The 19,338-nt window shown below is 38.3% G+C and carries 19 protein-coding genes; 5 read left to right on the forward strand and 14 right to left on the reverse strand.

The features are described from left to right. The first annotated feature begins 265 nt into the window (after positions 1-265). Positions 266-634, forward strand: a complete 369-nt coding sequence (locus tag ACFIL7_RS09290) for a TIGR02301 family protein (RefSeq protein WP_375634148.1) — start codon at positions 266-268, stop codon at positions 632-634. A gap of 416 nt (positions 635-1,050) precedes the next feature. Here the strand turns inward: ACFIL7_RS09290 and ACFIL7_RS09295 are convergent, their stop codons facing one another. Beyond that, positions 1,051-2,379, reverse strand: a complete 1,329-nt coding sequence (locus tag ACFIL7_RS09295) for a dihydroorotase (RefSeq protein WP_375634150.1) — start codon at positions 2,377-2,379, stop codon at positions 1,051-1,053. A gap of 64 nt (positions 2,380-2,443) precedes the next feature. On the opposite strand from ACFIL7_RS09295, the gene ACFIL7_RS09300 reads away from it, so the two are divergent. Next, positions 2,444-3,316 (forward strand): YgfZ/GcvT domain-containing protein, encoded by an 873-nt coding sequence (locus ACFIL7_RS09300; RefSeq protein ID WP_375634152.1) that lies wholly within the window; start codon positions 2,444-2,446, stop codon positions 3,314-3,316. Further along, on the forward strand, positions 3,309-3,926 hold the full coding sequence (locus ACFIL7_RS09305) for a YfbR-like 5'-deoxynucleotidase (RefSeq protein WP_375634154.1): 618 nt from the start codon (positions 3,309-3,311) through the stop codon (positions 3,924-3,926). The genes ACFIL7_RS09300 and ACFIL7_RS09305 overlap by 8 nt, the downstream gene beginning before the upstream one ends. A gap of 591 nt (positions 3,927-4,517) precedes the next feature. Here ACFIL7_RS09305 and panB read toward each other — a convergent pair. The 11 genes from panB to rpoZ all read right to left on the reverse strand — a co-directional run bounded on the left by panB (position 4,518) and on the right by rpoZ (position 13,916). Continuing rightward, complete coding sequence (gene panB, locus ACFIL7_RS09310; RefSeq protein ID WP_375634156.1) at positions 4,518-5,333, reverse strand: 3-methyl-2-oxobutanoate hydroxymethyltransferase; 816 nt, start codon at positions 5,331-5,333, stop codon at positions 4,518-4,520. Further along, positions 5,330-6,190: a pantoate--beta-alanine ligase gene (gene panC / locus ACFIL7_RS09315; RefSeq protein WP_375634313.1), complete on the reverse strand. Its 861-nt coding sequence runs from the start codon at positions 6,188-6,190 to the stop codon at positions 5,330-5,332. The genes panB and panC overlap by 4 nt, the downstream gene beginning before the upstream one ends. 23 nt (positions 6,191-6,213) lie before the next feature. Further along, positions 6,214-6,960: a DNA repair protein RecO gene (recO, locus tag ACFIL7_RS09320; protein ID WP_375617640.1), complete on the reverse strand. Its 747-nt coding sequence runs from the start codon at positions 6,958-6,960 to the stop codon at positions 6,214-6,216. 25 nt (positions 6,961-6,985) lie between these two features. Further along, positions 6,986-7,891: a GTPase Era gene (era, locus tag ACFIL7_RS09325; protein ID WP_012754937.1), complete on the reverse strand. Its 906-nt coding sequence runs from the start codon at positions 7,889-7,891 to the stop codon at positions 6,986-6,988. Further along, positions 7,884-8,591: a ribonuclease III gene (rnc, locus tag ACFIL7_RS09330; protein WP_375634160.1), complete on the reverse strand. Its 708-nt coding sequence runs from the start codon at positions 8,589-8,591 to the stop codon at positions 7,884-7,886. The genes era and rnc overlap by 8 nt, the downstream gene beginning before the upstream one ends. After that, positions 8,572-9,384 carry a signal peptidase I gene (lepB, locus tag ACFIL7_RS09335; protein WP_375611213.1) on the reverse strand — a complete coding sequence of 271 codons (813 nt, stop codon included), beginning with the start codon at positions 9,382-9,384 and terminating at the stop codon, positions 8,572-8,574. The genes rnc and lepB overlap by 20 nt, the downstream gene beginning before the upstream one ends. A 79-nt stretch (positions 9,385-9,463) precedes the next feature. After that, positions 9,464-9,865 carry a holo-ACP synthase gene (gene acpS / locus ACFIL7_RS09340; RefSeq protein WP_375634162.1) on the reverse strand — a complete coding sequence of 134 codons (402 nt, stop codon included), beginning with the start codon at positions 9,863-9,865 and terminating at the stop codon, positions 9,464-9,466. Positions 9,866-9,902: 37 nt separating this feature from the next. Next, entirely contained in the window at positions 9,903-10,475 is a 573-nt protein-coding gene (locus ACFIL7_RS09345; protein ID WP_375617637.1) for a DUF2062 domain-containing protein, read from the reverse strand. 93 nt (positions 10,476-10,568) lie between these two features. Further along, entirely contained in the window at positions 10,569-11,147 is a 579-nt protein-coding gene (gene pyrE, locus ACFIL7_RS09350; RefSeq protein ID WP_375634303.1) for an orotate phosphoribosyltransferase, read from the reverse strand. Between the two features lie 16 nt (positions 11,148-11,163). After that, entirely contained in the window at positions 11,164-13,389 is a 2,226-nt protein-coding gene (locus ACFIL7_RS09355; protein ID WP_375634164.1) for a RelA/SpoT family protein, read from the reverse strand. A gap of 128 nt (positions 13,390-13,517) precedes the next feature. After that, positions 13,518-13,916 (reverse strand): DNA-directed RNA polymerase subunit omega, encoded by a 399-nt coding sequence (gene rpoZ, locus ACFIL7_RS09360; protein WP_375617635.1) that lies wholly within the window; start codon positions 13,914-13,916, stop codon positions 13,518-13,520. A 565-nt stretch (positions 13,917-14,481) separates the two neighbouring features. Between rpoZ and ACFIL7_RS09365 the strand changes: the two genes are divergently transcribed. Further along, entirely contained in the window at positions 14,482-15,150 is a 669-nt protein-coding gene (locus ACFIL7_RS09365; RefSeq protein WP_375634305.1) for a uracil-DNA glycosylase, read from the forward strand. Between the two features lie 48 nt (positions 15,151-15,198). Here the strand turns inward: ACFIL7_RS09365 and smpB are convergent, their stop codons facing one another. Together smpB and dapA are read right to left on the reverse strand one after the other, a co-directional pair. Beyond that, on the reverse strand, positions 15,199-15,675 hold the full coding sequence (smpB, locus tag ACFIL7_RS09370; RefSeq protein WP_012231306.1) for an SsrA-binding protein SmpB: 477 nt from the start codon (positions 15,673-15,675) through the stop codon (positions 15,199-15,201). 18 nt (positions 15,676-15,693) lie between these two features. Beyond that, entirely contained in the window at positions 15,694-16,578 is an 885-nt protein-coding gene (gene dapA, locus ACFIL7_RS09375; RefSeq protein ID WP_375612952.1) for a 4-hydroxy-tetrahydrodipicolinate synthase, read from the reverse strand. Positions 16,579-16,829: 251 nt separating this feature from the next. Here dapA and ACFIL7_RS09380 point away from each other — a divergent pair, with 251 nt between their 5' ends. Beyond that, positions 16,830-18,923, forward strand: coding sequence for a lytic transglycosylase domain-containing protein (locus ACFIL7_RS09380; RefSeq protein WP_375636265.1), 2,094 nt, complete (start codon positions 16,830-16,832; stop codon positions 18,921-18,923). The last annotated feature ends 415 nt before the right edge of the window (positions 18,924-19,338 follow it).

The following is a 19,338-nucleotide window of genomic DNA, read 5'->3' on the forward strand; positions in this document are numbered from 1 at the left end:
CTTAGAAAAAAATCTATAGGCAATACAATATAAATCTATGTGAAAAATAGATAGCTTGCAGGCAGAAAATCTTAAATTTTTAACCACACAAAGCTTCGTCAGTATTTTCAATATTCCACAATGGGTTCCTTACTACCTCTTACGCCCTATATTTTATAATCAATAATTGAGAATAATGTAGCAATTAACTTTATTTTTTACACCGTTCTCATGACAAAATTATTTTATCTTTACAGAGTTTTATTCAAAGAAAGCAATAAAAATAATGCATAATAGATTGATAAACATCATTATTTTAATATTTCTTGTCATTTCAATGCCAACCTTTGCACAACAATCTCCACCTTATGAAAAAAAATTACTCCGACTAGCAGAAATTTTGGGATCATTGCATTCTCTCCAAAATCTTTGCGAGCCTCCAACAAACCAATGGTATGACTATATGAATGCACTGATTGAAGCAGAACGCCCCATTCCACAAAGACGTGCTTATTTTTATGAAGCGTTTAATGAAGCGTATCGTGCTTTCTCAGAAAATTATCATCATTGTACACAAGCAGCCATTGAAGCCAACCAAAGATACATTGAGGAAGGAAGAATTTTATCTGAAAACCTCCTCATGCATTATAAATAATTAATCTATACAAAAAGTAGCTCTCTCAATCTTAGCGATATCAATGATACTCCTTTCACAAATGCGGGGAGCAATAAACCAGCTCTGAAAATAGAGAGACGTTTAAAGAATAATGTCTTGATACGCTTTTATTCATATGCGCCTTTTTCCCCATACAAAACTGTTCTTTGGCTTCCTCCCCACACTTTAACGGACAAAGATTTTTAACTAAATTTGCTCTGTAAATAATCTAGGTTCTTGTTGAATAAGTTTCCTCTTGGCTTCCCACTCATGTAATTTGCTTCATAGTTTCTAAAAACAAGCCTAAAAATATTTACCACGCATAAAAAAACACTTATGTGCCAAAGAGGCTGACATACCCTATATCACCACTCTAAAAGATGGTATTTTACGGCATACTTATAATTTTAATTTTTTTACACCAAAGTTTCTATAAATTTAACAGGCTCTCCTTGTGAAGGTGTAACAATTTCACCTTCCCACATAACGCGCATACCACGGATAATAGTCCCAACAGGCCAACCTTTAACTTTTTGACCATCATAAGGTGTCCAACCGGTACGCGAACCAATTAAGCTATTCGTAATAATTTCTTCTCGCTTAAGATCAACAATGGTTAAATCAGCATCAAACCCAACAGCAATGCGCCCTTTACAACTTATACCAAAAATACGACTAGGGCCATGTGAAGTGAGATCAACAAAACGTTCAAGAGATATTTTTCCTGCATTCACATGTGTCAACATAATTGCTGCTGTTGTTTGCACGCCTGTCATACCTGAAGGTGAAGAGGGATAAGGTTGAAGTTTTTCTTCAAGAGTATGAGGCGCATGATCTGAACCTAAGACATCAATAATTCCTTGTTGAACACCGTACCAAAGAGCGTCACGGTGGCGCGGCTCACGAATAGGCGGATTCATCTGAATTAATGTACCAAACTTCTTATAATCATCAGCCGTGAGCGTCAAATGATGTTGTGTCACTTCAATTGTTGCAACATCCTTATGTTTTTTTAGAAAATCAATTTCTTCTTCTGTCGAAAGATGTAACACATGAATCCGAGCCTTCGTCTCATGAGCAATTTTTACCAAACGCTGCGTACATTTTAATGCCGCAACTTCATCACGCCAAATCGGATGTGACGATGCATCCCCTTCAATACGCAATATTTTACGCTCTTTGAGCCTCGCCTCATCTTCAGAATGAAAAGCCGCACGACGGCGTGTATTCTTCAAAATAAGGCGTACACTTTCATCATCATCAACCAAAAGATCACCGGTAGAGGACCCCATAAAAACTTTAATTCCAGCCGCACCAGGAAGTCTTTCTAATTCAGATAGTTCATGAGCATTTTCACGCGTTCCTCCAACCCAAAATGCAAAATCACAATGCATTCGATGAAATGCGCGTTGAACCTTATCGCTTAATGTTTCTTCTGATGTTGTCAATGGATTGGTATTAGGCATTTCAAAAACTGCCGTAACACCCCCTAACACAGCAGAATACGAGCCACTTTCCAAATCCTCCTTATATTCATTTCCTGGCTCACGAAAATGCACTTGGCTATCAATAACTCCTGGTAAAATATGAAGCCCCGTACAATCAATGACCTCACTAGCCGATGCACATGTAAGGTCGCCTATTTCAGCAATACGACCATTTGTAATACCAATATCACGCTTGCTTCTTCCATCATGATTCACAAGTGTTGCACCTTTAAAAATTGTATCAAATGTTTTAAACATAACCACGCTCCTTACATATTGCTCACTTATCGATTATGTAACTTTGAGCAGAAAGGCAAGAACCATGATTGAAAAACAAAATGCCATTTGCTTAAAAAACCGCGGGCTTATTCAAATTACAGGTGAAGAAGCAACAGATTTTCTACAATCCCTGATCACGACAGATGTAAAAAAAATCAGTCCACAGGAACTTTTCCCTGGAGCCCTTTTATCCCCACAAGGAAAGGTTCTTGCTGATTTTCTTATCGGAAAAAAAGAAGATGGTTACTTGATTGATATCAGAATGCCTTTAGCTGATACGCTCCATAAGCGTCTGTTGCTCTATAAGCTGCGCAAAAAAGTAGAAATTACACAACCATTCCAAGAGCTTGTTACAGTTTCTTTGAATAATGAATCAGATGCTTTAAATTTTGATTCAAGTTTTGTTGATAAACGCTTCCCACAACAAGAAAAAATAATACGAATCTATGGCAAAAAACCTTTTTTGACTTCAGAATATCATGACACATGGAATCAATTGCGTATCCGTTATGCAATTGCGGAAAGTGATCAAGACTATGAAATTGGCAAAGTCTTTCCTCATGATATTAATTACGATCAAATCAATGGACTTGCATTCAATAAAGGATGTTATATTGGACAAGAAATTGTTTCACGAATGCACCACCGCCGTGCAGCACGTCGCCGTATTTTTATTGTAAAAGGCCAGTGTAAATTAACCCCTCAATCTAGCATTGAAGCAGGAACAAAAGTGCTTGGCTACTTGGGAACATGTGTAGAAAATGAGGCTCTTGCTTTAATGCGTATTGACCACGTCAAAGATGCTATGGATCATAACATCCCCTTTACTGTAAAAAACATTCCTGTCACTATAAGCATTGCTGAAAATATGAATTTTACCTTTCCTGAAAATACTATAGAAAACACTCATGGCTAAAGCTGAATTATTAAAAAATGGAGAAGCCCGCGCTTGGCAAAGAATGCTCTCTGGAAGGCGACTTGATCTTCTCAACCCTTCTCCTTTTGATGTTGAAATTGAAGATATTGCCCATGGACTTGCTCGCGTAGCACGTTGGAACGGTCAAACACGAGGAGAGCATGCCTATTCTGTTGCACAACATTCACTTTTGGTTGAACAAATATTTCAAAAACTTTTTCCACAATCGGGAAGCAATGAATGTCTTTATACCCTTCTTCATGATGCTCCAGAATATGTCATCGGCGATATGATTTCCCCTTTTAAAGCTGTCATAGGAAAACAATATGAACGCGTTGAAAAGCGCATCCAAGATGCTATCCACATGCGCTTTTCTCTTCCCGTTGATCTTTCTCAAAAACTTTTAAAAAAAATTAAACAAGCCGACCGTATTGCTGCCTATTATGAAGCGATTACGCTTGCTGGATTTAATACAGAAGAAGCCCTTCACTATTTTGGCTCTCCCAATAATATTCTACCCGATGATCTTAATTTATCCCCTTATTCTACACAACACATTGAAAACGCATTTTTAACGCGCTTTAATGACTTAGATGCCCAAAGATTATAGACTCTTCGCATTGTTGATTCCTTGTCATTACAGACTCATCACACTGACTTATAATAATAATTCATTGTTTTTTCATTTTGAATGAGAGCTCCTAATATCGTAAGCTTCACTCATTTCAAATCTGTTTATATTGAATCAATCAAAATCATTCTCTTGCACACCACAAGCGGGTGGCGTGTGGGTAAAATTTTTTAAAGAAAGAGTTAAAATGCTTCTTATGAACCATCTCAAGTGCTAAGCGCTGTCGCAGCATTGAAAATTGGCAAAGTGTGTGATGATGCCGGCTTGCTTTCTTATGAAGCGTAAAGACGGGAGTGCTCTATAAATTTTATACACTTCATAAGGGACTTACCACTATATTATTCACGAACGCCGTCGCGAAATAGGATTGGGTGCCTTAAGAAAGCTCTCTTTAAAAAAGCACGTGAATTAGCGACCCAATGGCGTTCTGTTTTGCATGAGAGGCGTGACTCCATTCAAGAAATGGAAAAAATCACAGCTCAAATTGTATACAAAATATATTAAATAATGCACATTTATTATCAAAACAACAAATGTTCTCTTGTCAAACCTTTCATCTTAAACTGAAGTTTATTTTAGTTTATAAACTTCATTATCCGCTGGGAAAGCACGAGATGTGACATCCTCTGCATAATTCTTTATTGCAGTTTCCATGGCTTGTTCAAGGTCTCCATAACGGCGTACAAATTTTGGCACATGAGAACCATAGCCCAACATATCTTCCATAACCAATACTTGTCCATCACATTGATTAGACGCCCCTATACCGATCGTAGGGATAGAAAGCTTATTTGTCAGTTTCACCGCTAAAGGTTCGACAATCCCTTCTAAAACAACAGCAAAAGCACCTGCCTCTTCAATCGCTGCTCCATCTGCTTCAATTCTTTGCCAATCATTCTCCTTGCGTCCTTGTGTTTTGAAGCCACCAAAACGATTCACCGCCTGGGGTGTAAGACCAATGTGCCCCATCACTGGAATGCCACGTTTACACAAAAAATCTATTGTTTCTGCTATATAAACACCCCCTTCAAGCTTAACTGCACCACACCCCGTTTGAGCAAGAATACGCGATGCATTAAAAAAAGCTTGTTCTGGACTTTCTTCATAAGAACCAAAAGGCATATCAATAACCACAAGAGCTTTTTGAGATCCACGCACCACGGCTTTCCCGTGTAAAATCATCATATCTAAATTAACAGGAAGCGTTGTCTCAAACCCATACACAACCATCCCAACGCTATCACCAACCAAAAGGATATCGCAATATGGATCAGCAATCCGCGCAGTATAAGCTTGATAAGCTGTTAAAGAAACAATTGGCTGTTGTCCCTTTCTTGCACGTATTTCGGAAGATGTTATACGCTTTACGGTTTTATGTACACTCATTTTCCACCCTTCTCTTGCAATATATATTGATCAATCAGCCTTACCTCACCAAAGCGGACAGTAAGAAGTAAAACTGCTGGTTTATTCAATGTTCCTCTAATCACGCATAAATTTTCCATATCCCGTAAATCTATCGCTTCAATGATTGCACGCGTTTCTTGTTGTAAAATATCATGAACAGTTTTGCATAATTTATCAACCGACCGTTCACCTTCATGGTAAAGCTTTTCAGCAGCTTTTCCACTTTCAGGAAGAATTTTGGCAGCTTTACGATCTTCTAATGTTAAAAGCTGATTGCGTGAAGAACAAGCTACACCATCTGACTCCCGTAGAATAGGAACTCCAACGATTTCAATAGGAAAAGCCAAATCTTCAACCATACGCCGAATAATTAAAATTTGTTGAAAATCTTTTTCCCCAAAAAAAGCCTTATCTGGTTGGACAATGTTAAAAAGTTTAGCAACAACGCTTGTTACACCACAAAAGTGCCCTGGACGTAATTTTCCCATCAAAATACGTGATAATTTTTTCACTTGTACAATTGTGTCATTTCCTGGTGGCCACATTTCATCTACAGAAGGAGCAAAAACACATTCAACACCTGCTTCTTTTAACAAAGCACAATCGCCCTTCAAATCTCTTGGATATTGAGAAAAATCTTCATGAGGTCCAAATTGCTTTGGATTGACAAAAATAGAAACTACTACGCGATCACACATTGCTCTTGCATACTGTACTAATGCAAGATGACCATCATGCAATGCCCCCATTGTTGGAACAAAACCAATCGAAAAACCTAAACGTCGTTCCTCTGAAGTATATTGGCGAACTTCAGCAATTGTCTTTAAAATTCTCATTTTCCCATTCAATTATCATCAGATCAACAAATTAATGCCTGTACACCAAATTGGCGCTCAAACAATTGTATCAAATTCATGCGCACTGATGGCTGCTTTATATCTCGTGGCTCCCAGACATGACGCATAAGAAAAAAACCCGTCAGTATAAAACCATTTATTATATCACTAAAATCAGCAGGACGAGTCATTCTTTGTACAAGAAACTGTGGTAGAATAAGAAGTTTTTTTTTCCAAGGTTCTCCTGCTTCTTCACAGACAGCCCGACCAGATTTTGGTGATACGTAATGAAGCCTTTCCTGACGACCTGTTGCAGCACAACAAGATAAATCAAGACCAAAACCAAGTTCTTCAAGAAGCCGCATTTCAAAACGTACAAGCAATTCTGCATTTACAAATGGTTCATCAAAATTCTGCATAAAAAGGTGTAAAATATCATATAAAATGGGGTGCGGATCACGTTCGGGAAGAAGCCGCAAATGAAAAGCTATCAATTGCAAAGCATAAAGTGCTTCTGGTAGACAGATTAATCGTGCCGCATGTAAATCAAGAGCTTCAAGCCGAAAAAGTCCCAAATGTTCGTCTAAACGAGCCCACCATTCAGCCTCCACAAAATTTCCAGGTTGAAGAAGAGCTGCCATGCGACGCGAGCGCCCCCCTTTTACCACTCCCATATAACGACCATGTTCACGTGTCATAATCTCAAGAATAACACTTGTTTCACCATATTGGCGCGTACCAAGTATAACGGCTTGTTCTTTCCACTTCATTTTACTTTAATTATTTTTAAAAATCTTATTTTAAAAAATCCAATCCCATTTCACGATAACGTTCTGGATCGGTATCCCAATTATCGCGCACTTTCACAAAGAGAAAAAGATGAACCTTTTGATCCATAATTTCCATGAGTTCTTTACGTGCTGCTTGACCAATCGCTTTAATTGTATCGCCTTTTGCTCCTAAGACAATTTTTTTCTGACTCTCACGCTCGACATAAATAACTTGATTAATTTTAACGGAACCATCTGAACGCTCTTCCCAGTTTTCTGTTTCAACCGTTGAGGAATAAGGAAGTTCATCATGAAGACGAAGAAAAAGTTTTTCACGCGTAATTTCAGCAGCAAGATGACGCATAGGCATATCAGAAATTTGATCTTCCGGATAATACCATGGTCCTTCCTGCATCATGTTACTCAACGCATGAAGTAAATCCTTGCAACCAGAACCGTTTAGAGCAGAAATCATAAATGTTTGCGCAAACTTTACACGTTCATTTATTTTAGTGGTTAACGCTAGAAGAGATGATTTAACAACTGTATCAACCTTATTAAGAACAAGAACTTTTTCTTGTTTCATATTGTTTACAATATCTAACATCATATCAACTTCATCCGAAAGACCACTTTGAGCGTCAATTAAAACAAGCAGAACATCAGCGCTCTTAGCCCCTCCCCAAGCAGCAGAGACCATGGCTCGTTCTAAGCGCTTATGGGGACGAAAAACACCCGGTGTATCGACCAACACAATTTGCACATCATCATGAATGACAATACCGCGGATTAAAGTTCGTGTTGTTTGTACCTTATGTGTTACAATTGAAACCTTTGTTCCAACCAATTGATTAACCAATGTCGATTTACCGGCATTAGGCATCCCAATAAGCACAACAAACCCAGAACGCGTTTTCATAACGTCACTCATGATTATTTTTTCCCACTGTTTTCCATACACCCTCTCGTCGCAAAATTTTTTCAGCTGCCATTCTTTCAGCATATCTTTTGGAGCTTCCCTGCCCAATCTCTGAAGCAAACCCAGAAATACTGACCTCTACCATAAAAACAGGATCGTGATCTGGACCTGAACGTTTTATAACCTGATAATGTGGTTGTGCATTGCCTTGGATATGCGCCCATTCCTGTAATTCTGTCTTGGCATCACGTCGACCAGCATCCATTTTCTTTGCCCTACTTTGCCAATATTTTTGAATAAAAGGGCGAACACTTTCCAATCCTCCATCGAGATATATTACGGCAATCAAAGCTTCCACGACATCTGCATGCATATTGATAAGTCGACGCCCCTCAAAATTTTTCATCTCAAAACCAACACGGATCATATCAGGAAGTCTCATTTCACGCGCAATATCAGCACATGTCTGTGCATTGACCAGATGATTTAAACGGACTGATAATTCACCTTCACTTGCCTGAGGAAAAAGTTGATACAGCATCTCTGCAATCAAAAGCCCTAAAACCCGATCCCCTAGAAACTCTAGTCGTTCATAATTCCCCTGTTCCGAATCTTGTACACTCGAGTGTGTTAATGCCTTCTTTAACCTCTCTTCATCTTTAAAACGATGCCCCGTCAGCTTGAAAAGCTGATCAATCATGAGACGTTTCATCGTTGTTTCCTTGCTTGATAAGCGGCAAATCATGAACCGTATTTATGAAAGAAAACAAACGTTTCCAACGCACATCAAATGGCCAACGCCAAATCTGCCAAGCACTTGAACCATTACTGATAGAAAAGAAAATCACGCTCGCGCGACCAATAAGATTTTCTTCTGGAACATAGCCTACATCTAAACGACTATCATCTGAATTGTCGCGGTTATCCCCCATCATAAAGTAATGTCCCTGAGGAACTTCAAAGACTTCTGTATCATCAACTTTCGGGATGAAAGCTAAATCAAGTGTATCATAACTGACACCGTTAGGCATTGTCTCGCGATAAACCTCAACAGGATAGTTCACTTCCGTTATATCAGAATTATCAATCTCCCCCATAAAGTGACGTGAAACAGCCTCATCATTAATATAAAGGACACTTTGACGGACTTGTATACGATCACCTGGTAGCCCAACGACGCGTTTTATATAATCAATCTTCGGATTACTTGGTAAGCGAAAAACGACCACATCTCCACGTTGAGGTTGAGATGCCCAAATCCGTCCAGAAAAAAGAGGAGGAGAAAAGGGGATGGAAAAACGAGAATACCCATATGCATACTTAGAAACAAACAGATAATCTCCCACCAACAAAGTAGGACGCATTGAACCGGAAGGAATACTAAACGGCTGGAAAAAAAGTGTCCGAATAAACGCTGCTAAAAGTAGAGCCTGTATTAAAACAGAAATAAATTCACGAAGCCCACCTTTTTTTTCTTTTTTATGCACTTTATCTTTTTGGATCATCACCAACTGCCTTCTCATCACAGATATAATTTTTTTCATCATAATATTCAAATAACAAAAGCACAATCTCTCACGCCATCTATCCACGTGGAAGTGCTTCGATAATAATAAATGCCTGTGCCCAAGGAAAATCATCTGTTATACTAAGATGAATAACTGCATCATGATGAGGAGGTAATAACTTTTGAAGTTGTATTTGCGCACGATTTGTTAATTGCATTATTGGTTTACCAGATGGCAAATTGACTACCCCCATGTCTTTCCAATTGATACCACAAGCGATTCCCGTTCCTAAGGCTTTAGCACATGCTTCTTTAGCAGCAAATCTTTTTGCATAGGAAGAGGAGCTTTTTTTGAGATTTTCAGATCTATTTCTTTCAATATCCGTAAAAATACGTTGGATAAAACGCTCACCATAACGAACCAACATTTTCTCAATACGTCGTATATCAACCAGATCATTTCCAAGACCAATAATCATAAGATATTACCCGATCTTTCTTACGATGAGCGCTTCTTTAAACGCCTTTTTTTATAATCTTTTGATATCGCTTTTGTTTAAAACGAACCGTTGCTCTGTAAACACCTATATAAGATAAACCACCAAAAACAATACCTAAAAGAGTTCCCCCTAAAATCATAGGACTCATAATTGTGTCCCATGCGCCTTTAAAGAGGAGAGAGAGATTTGACAATGTCAAACCATTAAATAGAGCACGAATTTGCGAAAGAGAAATCTCTTTGACATCGCTAAAAAGTGATAAACAAAAATACCCTACTTTATAATCAGCCATGACAATCAATAAAAATGTGAGTGGATTAGAAAAAATTGTCCCAATGATTGCGGCAGCAAAGTTTGCACGCAAAAGCCAAGAAAAAAATATTGCCAAAATAATATGCAGCCCAAAGAAAGGTGAACAAGCTAAAAAAACGCCAACAGCAACCCCTAATGCTACTTCATGCGGTGTTGCTGATATACGCAAAATACGTTTATGTATGTAGCAAAATGAGCGAGAAAATGAACGACGTGGCCATAACCAAAGTCGAATACGCGTTACAAAATCTATTGGTTTTCGACGACGAAAAAGCATATGACTCTCAATATACATCTTTTGATGATGAAATAATCTATATCATCCAAATTAATCTTTTTAAGCTTTTGCACAAAAAAAATAGAACGACAATTAAATATTTCGACTGCCTGGTTTAATCGCGGGAAGAACAGAAAGCTCTGCAGGAAGTGCATCACTAGCATAAGAGGTTATCTCGTATTCAGCAAGCGCAATCAATGGAACTCCAACATTGACCTTACCACCAGAACGATCAAGGATACATGCACTGGCCAATACCTCTGCTCCTGCTGCAACAAGCGCTTCAACAGTCTCACGAATGGAAAGACCCGTTGTTACAATATCTTCAACAATAACAACCCGTGCACCCTTCTTGATTTCAAAACGACGCAATTCAAAGATGCCATTTACACGCTCTACCCAAAGAGAAGGAACACCAAGGTGACGTGAAGTTTCATAGGAAGGAATAAGACCGCCAATTGCGGGACCAACAACATAGTCAATTTTTCCCTCAATAGATTTTTTGATTTTTTCAGCCAATCCACGACATAACTTTTCCGTCAAGTCAGCATGCATGAATACTTTCGCTTTTTGCATATAAGTCGCACTATGGCGCCCCGATGTTAAAATAAAATGCCCTTCTAGAATAGCATCTGCTTGTTTAAAAATATCAATGACATCTTGTGTATTCATTGCAAAATCTTTCTTTTTATCCATGAACCCGCCGTACTGTACTTACTGAACCTGCCTTTTTTAACTGAGAAAAAATACGATTCAAATGTTTTAAATCCCACACTTCCAAATCAATCATAATTTCTGTAAAATCTGGTGCTGTACGGATAAAAGATAAATTTTGGATATTGGCATCGTTAGCAGAAATTATTTGTGTAATTTCAGCCAAAGAACCAGGACTATTTACAACTAAAATATTCATCCGTGCAGGAAAACGTTCATTCATTTGGGCATCAATATCCCAGCGGACATCAATCCATCGTTCTGGTTGATCATCATACGCCATCAAAGCTGAAGACTGGATTGGATAAATAACGATCCCAGCTCCTGGCTGCATAATACCAACAATCCGATCTCCAGGTACTGCTCCTTCCGGTGAAAAACGTACGGGTATATCTCCACGGGTTCCTCTAATAGGCAAGGCTTTAGATTGATGATTCTCGACCATTCCATTCTTTTCATTTTCTGGAACTTTAAAAATCATACCTTGAGCATTTTCAATATTAAACCAACCTTCTTCCCCAGGCTTAAAAGATGACTTTTGTACCACACGGTGATCTTGATAATCAGGATAAACCGCTTTAATCACATCAGCGGAAAACAGCTCTCCACGCCCAACAGCAGCCAATACATCCTCTACATCTTTACGTGCTAAACGTGGCAAAACTTTCTTCAAAAGGTCTTTTGAAAATTGCTTTCCCATATATTCAAATGAACGCTCTAGAATACGATATCCTAAACCCGAATATTGTTTACGTACCGCTGCACGACTTGCTCGTCGAATAGCTGAACGTGCTTTACCCGTGACAACAAGAAATTCCCATGCTGCTGGCGGAATTTGAGCGTGTGAGCGAATAATATCAACCTCATCACCATTTTTTAATTTGGTCATTAAAGGCATAATACGACCATTGATTTTTACACCAACACAAGAATCACCGATATCTGTATGGACGGCATAAGCAAAATCAATAGGCGTAGCTCCTTTAGGAAAAGCAATTAATCGACCTTTCGGCGTAAAACAAAAAACTTGGTCTTGAAAAAGCTCAAGTTTTGTATGTTCTAAAAACTCTTCTGGATTATCTCCATCAGACAAAGATTGTATCGTTTGACGCAACCATGCATAGGCATTCGTTTCACTTGATAACTTCACAGTCGAATAATTGGAGCCGTGCTCTTTATATATGGAATGAGCAGCAACCCCATATTCAGCAACTTCATCCATAGCAGCCGTTCTAATTTGCAACTCAACACGTTGTCTTGAAGGACCAACAATTGTTGTATGAATAGAACGATAATCATTTTGCTTTGGTATAGAGATATAATCTTTAAAACGACCAGGAACCATTGGCCATGTCGTATGAATGACACCAAGAGCACGATAACAATCATTCACGGACTCAACAATCACACGAAATCCAAAAATATCCGATAATTGTTCAAAAGATAATGCTTTACTTTCCATTTTGCGAAAGACTGAATAAGATTTTTTCTGACGGCTTTTAACATCTGCTTTAATGCCATGCTCGAAAAAAAGTTTTGTCAATTCATTTTCAATTGTGGAAAGCAAATCACGGTTGTGTTTCAATAATTCAGAAAGTCGATTGGTAATCGTACGATAACCTTCTGGATTTAAATAAAAGAAAGAGAGATCCTCTAATTCCTCACGCATATCCTGCATACCCATACGACCTGCAAGTGGCGCATAGATATCCATCGTCTCCTCAGCAATTCGCCGACGTTTATCATCACGCATAACACCAAGGGTACGCATATTATGAAGACGATCAGCAAGTTTGACTAAAAGAACACGAACATCATCAGAAATAGCTATAAGAAGTTTACGAAGATTTTCTGCTTGTACGGCTTTCTTTGATACAAGATCAAGCTTATTAAGCTTTGTAAGCCCTTCAACCAACTTTCCAATTTCAGAACCAAAAAGCTGATCAATTTCTGCTCGTGTAGCGCTTGTATCTTCAATTGTATCATGCAAAAGAGCAACAGCAATCGTTGCCTCGTCCAACCGCATATCTGTCAAAATAGCAGCAACTTCTAAAGGATGAGAAAAATAAAGATCACCTGACGCACGCTTTTGATGTGCATGCTTTTTCATTGCATAATCATAGGCCCTGTTTAAAAGAGCCTCATCTACGTCAGACTTGTAACGTTGAACACGTCCAACAAGCTCACACTGACGCATCATACGAGCATATCCTTTATCTTTTCACACCCCTAATCTTTATTGAACACGTCCTATTAATAAAAGACACGAAAAATAATTGCTCCTCACATGACAAAGTATCTTTACCCCTTTAACATAAATTGCTGCAATTAATAATCGTCACTTTTTTCTGGAACAACCAAACCTTCAATACCCGCTAAAAGCTCTTCTTCTGACATATGATCAAATGAAGTACCTTCTTCTTGCGACGACGTATTAAAAACACTTTCAGCTTCACCTGAATGGGTAATAAATCCACTTGCCATTTCTGGCTCATCTACTTCCACATGCTTTTGCAGCGAATGAATAAGGTCTTCCTTTAAATCAGCAGGCGACAATGTTTCTTCTGCTATTTCACGCAAAGCAACAACTGGATTTTTATCATTATCACGATCAACCGTAATCTGCGCTCCTTGTGAAATCTGACGCGCCCGATGACCTGCTAAAAGTACCAATTCAAAGCGGTTGTCAACTTTATCAATACAATCTTCTACCGTTACGCGGGCCATTTATGCCTCTTTCTCAAATAAAAAAATAATAGCGGATAAAGGAGTATATACAATAATCAAAATAAAACACAAGAAAAACAACACAAACTTTTATATTTTTTGATTAAAGAACTTATTTAAAAAAATTCTTGGAAAATTTATAAAAATGTATAACCTATCCATGCTCGTTATCAAAATTTCTTTTAAAAGCATTCCAATAGATTGACTTCAAACAAAGGGAGGTCTTTCTTGACAAAATACTTGTCTGGAGTCCTTATCCTTTTAAAAGGAATACCTGCTGTTTAAACCCTTTGCAATAACAGCAGCCTTATACATACTTTTTATGATAATATCTTCATCTAAAGAGAGAACTTTTTTCTTTGAACGTCATGTGTATCGCACTCTTATTCATCGAATAAATTACTGAAAAATGACCTCTCTTTACACAATAATGAGCAATAAGTTTATATTAAACTTTCTTCTAAAAAAGTTTATTTATATTCATTATAGATTGTTTATCAAAACATAACCCGTCATATACGCTATAAAGACTCAAAAAATAGAAAAACGATTGATGCCTAACACCATGAATAGCCAATTAACATCACTGTGCCCAGAACCACCCAAAAATTGCAATTTATGTCCGAGGCTTCATCAATTTATCGCTGGCTGGCGTGCAAAAGAACCAAGTTGGTATAACGCACCGGTGCGCCCATTCTTTCCTTATAAAGGGCCAGATACAACACGCCTTCTTATTGTTGGGCTTGCTCCTGGATTACGCGGAGCAAATCGAACTGGACGTCCATTTACTGGTGATTATGCTGGGCACTTACTTTATTCAACTTTAAAAAAGTTTGGTTTTGCCCAAGGAACCTTTGAAGAAAGAGCAGACGATACTCTTGAACTTATTGATGCAGCAATTGTTAACTCTGTTCGTTGTGTTCCACCAGAAAATAAACCCACCGGTGCAGAAATTAACACGTGCCGCTATTTCTTCTCACCTCTTTTAACAAATCTTCCCAAACTTAAAGCCGTTATTACCTTAGGCACCATTGCGCACCATTCAACGATACGTGCCCTTAATGCAAAAGTTTTAGCTCACCCTTTTGGACACGGCGAAATCAATAACATCGGCAGATTACGCATCTTTTCGAGCTATCACTGTTCTCGTTATAATACAAATACTGGACGTTTGACAGACGCCATGTTTCATCAAATCTTTCAAGCAGCAAAAACATACTTAAATCAATGCTAAAACTGTTTTAAACAGTGCTATGAATAAAGAATATCTAGATCGCATCCATTAGCCATACCTTTTTAAAAGTCTTGCTTTTTCACGTCCCCAATCGCGTTTTTTTTCCGTTTCGCGCTTATCATGAAGCTTTTTCCCTCGCGCTAGAGCGATCTCCAACTTAACGCGCCCTCGTTCATTAAAATAAAGTTTGAGAGGAACAAGTGTCATTCCTTCACGAGACGTTGCATTAAAAAAACGTGCCATCTCACGTTTTGAAAGTAATAATTTGCGCAAACGTCGTGGTTCATGATTAAAACGATTAGCCTGCGTATATTCAGGAATATAGCTGTTTACTAACCATAATTCCCCATTCTCAAAACTCGCATAGCTTTCAGCAATATTGGCATGATTAGAACGTAAGGACTTCACTTCCGCTCCCTGAAGGACAAGACCAGCCTCGAGATTATTAAGGATTTCAAAATTAAAACGTGCTTTACGATTGTCAGCAATTATTTTCCGTACGGGCGCGTTCTTTTTTTTATTCATGGCTTTGTCAATATCATTTTATGCTTTTAAAAGACCAGCATGACTGAGGGCTGCATCAATAATCTTCTTTGTTCTTTCTGTTAATGGAACAATAGGAGAACGCACAGTATCACCACAAAATCCTAATTTTGCAGCAGCATATTTAATACCTGCTGGACTAGGTTCAATAAATACAGCACGATTAAGAGGCATCAAGCGATCATTTAATTCTCGTGCTGTTTTATAATCACCACGAAAACAAGCGGCTTGAAGCTCTGCACAAAGCTTTGGAGCAACATTAGAGGAAACTGAAATACACCCCATACCTCCATGTGCATTAAAACCTAACGCCGTACAATCATCACCGGAAAGCTGCACAAAATCTTTTCCACACTTTTCACCTTGTTCACTAACGCGCTCAATTCTGCTCGTTGCATCCTTAACACCAATGATATTGTTAAAATCTTGATAAAGGTCTTTCATCGTTTCTACAGCCATATCGATAATAGAACGACCAGGAATATTATAAATTATAATTGGAATAGAAACAGCTTTGGCAATGGAAGAAAAGTGCTTGTATAAACCAGATTGATTTGGTCTATTATAATAGGGAGTGACAACCAAAACTGCATCTGCACCAGCTTTTTGCGCGTATTGTGCAAGCTCTACGGCCTCACTTGTGCTATTTGATCCCGCTCCAGCAACAACAGGAACACGCTTTGCAACCTGCTCAACACACAATTCTATAATCCGCTTATGTTCTTCATGACTTAACGTTGCTGATTCACCTGTTGTCCCAACAGGGCTTACACCGTTAATCCCTTGTGTGATCTGCCATTCAACAAAATCACAAAACGCCTTCTCATCAATCGCGCCCTTGTTATCAAACGGTGTGATAAGCGCAGTTATAGCTCCCTTGAGCATGATAAACTCCCTATAATGTTTGCTTTTATTTTTTTTATAATCGCCTTTTATAAATTTTAAATAGAGCATAATCTTGCTCTATCATTGAAGCAAGATGAATTTCAAAAAAAGCCCCCATAAGATGAAAATGTCCCTCCTTAAATGTTAAACATTTCTTTAAAATAAGCCGTCTATATTAACGCGTTTTTCATGCTTGTGTTCTATAAATCCTTAAGTTTTTACAAAAAGCAAGGTCTCAAGGTCTTTTCTCTATGCGTGTATTTTCCACCTCTCTTTTCGTATCAACCTTTACTGCACTTATACTGGCAATAAGAATTTTATTTTCAAGTGCACTTGCACAAACACCGCTTTTACATGGGAAAGTACCAATCCCTTCGACACGTCCTACCCCCATTGCCATAAAACAAGAAGCTCAAGAACCTCTTCAACAGAGACACACGACATCGCACAATACTGCGACACTCAAACAACTAAAAGCTGGATTAGATGCACTAGCAAACAACAATATTGCAAAAACAATAAATCTTCGTAATTCAATGGAAAAACATAGCCTTGATCGTTATATTTTGACATGGGCGCTAGGACTATCAAAGCAAAATAATATACCAAGCTCTGAAATATCTAATGCAATTAACATGCTAAAAGGATGGCCTGGTATAGAAACGATGCAACGCAATGCTGAACGTGCTTTTCTTAACGAAACCAATATCACACACGCCATTATCCAAAAATTTTCTCATCATCCCCCCCTTACAGCACAAGGCATGGCTCTCTTTGCTAAAGCACTCATTGCAACGGGACAAATCACCCGTGCTCAACACATTATTGCACCATGGTGGCATAAAACACGGCTTAATGCACAAGAAGAAGTATTTGTTCTTAAAAATGCAAGTGCTGCCTTAAAACCTATTGATCATTTAAAACGCATGCAGTTTATGTTGTATGCACATCGTTTTGATTCAGCGGCACGCGTTGCAAAATTAGCCCATGCTCAATCTCTTTTTGATGCTTTTGTAGCCGTTGAAAAAAATGATCCTAGAGCTACACAAAAATTAAAAGCTGTAGAGAGATCATGGAAAAAAGATCCTCTCTTCCAGTTTGCTCGAATGCGCCATCTGCGGCGAACAGAACAATATGATGCAGCCGCAACACTCATGATGAAAACATCACAAGATGCATTCCATCTTATGAACCCTCAATCATTGTGGAAAGAGCAACGCGCCCTTTCTCGTGAAATGCTTGATTTAAACAAACCCCAAATAGCTTATCAACTCGTTGCAAGGCACACTGGTATGACATCTGCATTAGCCGTCGATGCTGAATTTCACGCAGGATGGTATGCACTACGGTTTCTTCATAACCCTAAGTTGGCAATGCAGCATTTTTCACGTATTCCTCAACTCTCTTCTTTACCTTTTTATGCATCACGTGGATATTACTGGATGGGACGAACAGCAGAAGCGCTAAAAGAACATCAAAATGCCCAGCAATACTTTCATCGCGCCGCTCATTTTGGCGCAACGTATTATGGTCAATTAGCCGCTGCGCGACTCAACCAAAAAAAATTTAATATCTCTTTTCCTAAACCAACAATCGCTGAGCGACAACATTTTAGTGCACGAAAAGCGATCAAAGCAATTCAACGTCTTGAAGAAGCTGGATATGCTGAGTTTGCTAAAGTTTTTTATAGAGAACTCGGAAAAAAAATAGAAAGCCCCGGTGAATTAGCTCTTCTGGCTGTTATGGCAGAAAAAAATGGTGACTATTATACCAGCCTCAGAATCGGAAAAATGGCTGCTTTCCTAGGAAAAAATGTCGGAGCACTCTCTCATCCTCTGGGAGCTATACCAGACTCTGCTCATATTTCTGTAGAAGAAAAATCGCTTATCTATGCCATTGCACACAAAGAAAGCGAATTTAATCCAACAGCCATATCACAAGCAGGTGCACAAGGGATACTCCAATTGCTTCCTACAACTGCAGAAGCACTAGCAAAAAAATACTCAATCGCATGGTCTCCTAAAAGATTTAGCAGTGATGCGCGTTATAATGTGACATTAGGCACCCATTTTCTCAATGAACAATTGGAACGTTTTAATGGATCCTATATACTAACTCTTATTGGCTATAATGCGGGTCCCCGTCGAGTCAATGAATGGATAAAACGTTATGGCGATCCTCGAGGTCAATCTCTCGATAACGTCATTGATTGGATTGAACGTATTCCTTATACAGAAACACGTAATTACGTGATGCGTGTCATGGAAAATTATGGTGTCTACAAAGCAAGACTCACTGGGAAAATAGATATAAAAACCGACTTGCTTTCTGGTCGACGGAAATAATATGCCTTAACTTCCCAAATAGCATTTGAAAGCGTTGATAAGAAGTGTTTTTATTCCTTTTTAAATAGTACCATACCCACTTTCTTAGGACGTATAAGAAAGTAATTTTAATTGATTCAGTATTAATAAATTCGAAATGATGAATTATCATTATAAATCAACAGGTAGTACAAATAATTCATTTCTTCTCAACATAGATGACAATATCATAGAGATTACAAATATAAGAGAAGAGTGAAACAAATAGCTCATCCTTTTACTGTTGCTTATTAGTCAATATTCAAATCTTGTGAAACAGCTTATTTTAAGACTATTTTTTCTGCTTACAATATTTCTATACCCAATAGGGGCGCATTATTGTGTATATCGTTTAGATTATCTCTGATAACAGAAAGAGAGACACATTGAGTTAGAA

The organism is Bartonella sp. AP3QHHD (genome assembly GCF_042195765.1).
GTDB lineage: Bacteria > Pseudomonadota > Alphaproteobacteria > Rhizobiales > Rhizobiaceae > Bartonella.

Coding starts and splice junctions, on each gene's coding strand:
- ACFIL7_RS09290 (WP_375634148.1), top strand. CDS start 266: ATGCATAATAGATTGATAAACATCATTATTTTAATATTTCTTGTCATT.
- ACFIL7_RS09295 (WP_375634150.1), bottom strand. CDS start 2,379: ATGTTTAAAACATTTGATACAATTTTTAAAGGTGCAACACTTGTGAAT.
- ACFIL7_RS09300 (WP_375634152.1), top strand. CDS start 2,444: ATGATTGAAAAACAAAATGCCATTTGCTTAAAAAACCGCGGGCTTATT.
- ACFIL7_RS09305 (WP_375634154.1), top strand. CDS start 3,309: ATGGCTAAAGCTGAATTATTAAAAAATGGAGAAGCCCGCGCTTGGCAA.
- panB (WP_375634156.1), bottom strand. CDS start 5,333: ATGAGTGTACATAAAACCGTAAAGCGTATAACATCTTCCGAAATACGT.
- panC (WP_375634313.1), bottom strand. CDS start 6,190: ATGAGAATTTTAAAGACAATTGCTGAAGTTCGCCAATATACTTCAGAG.
- recO (WP_375617640.1), bottom strand. CDS start 6,960: ATGAAGTGGAAAGAACAAGCCGTTATACTTGGTACGCGCCAATATGGT.
- era (WP_012754937.1), bottom strand. CDS start 7,891: ATGAGTGACGTTATGAAAACGCGTTCTGGGTTTGTTGTGCTTATTGGG.
- rnc (WP_375634160.1), bottom strand. CDS start 8,591: ATGAAACGTCTCATGATTGATCAGCTTTTCAAGCTGACGGGGCATCGT.
- lepB (WP_375611213.1), bottom strand. CDS start 9,384: ATGATCCAAAAAGATAAAGTGCATAAAAAAGAAAAAAAAGGTGGGCTT.
- acpS (WP_375634162.1), bottom strand. CDS start 9,865: ATGATTATTGGTCTTGGAAATGATCTGGTTGATATACGACGTATTGAG.
- ACFIL7_RS09345 (WP_375617637.1), bottom strand. CDS start 10,475: ATGCTTTTTCGTCGTCGAAAACCAATAGATTTTGTAACGCGTATTCGA.
- pyrE (WP_375634303.1), bottom strand. CDS start 11,147: ATGAATACACAAGATGTCATTGATATTTTTAAACAAGCAGATGCTATT.
- ACFIL7_RS09355 (WP_375634164.1), bottom strand. CDS start 13,389: ATGATGCGTCAGTGTGAGCTTGTTGGACGTGTTCAACGTTACAAGTCT.
- rpoZ (WP_375617635.1), bottom strand. CDS start 13,916: ATGGCCCGCGTAACGGTAGAAGATTGTATTGATAAAGTTGACAACCGC.
- ACFIL7_RS09365 (WP_375634305.1), top strand. CDS start 14,482: ATGAATAGCCAATTAACATCACTGTGCCCAGAACCACCCAAAAATTGC.
- smpB (WP_012231306.1), bottom strand. CDS start 15,675: ATGAATAAAAAAAAGAACGCGCCCGTACGGAAAATAATTGCTGACAAT.
- dapA (WP_375612952.1), bottom strand. CDS start 16,578: ATGCTCAAGGGAGCTATAACTGCGCTTATCACACCGTTTGATAACAAG.
- ACFIL7_RS09380 (WP_375636265.1), top strand. CDS start 16,830: ATGCGTGTATTTTCCACCTCTCTTTTCGTATCAACCTTTACTGCACTT.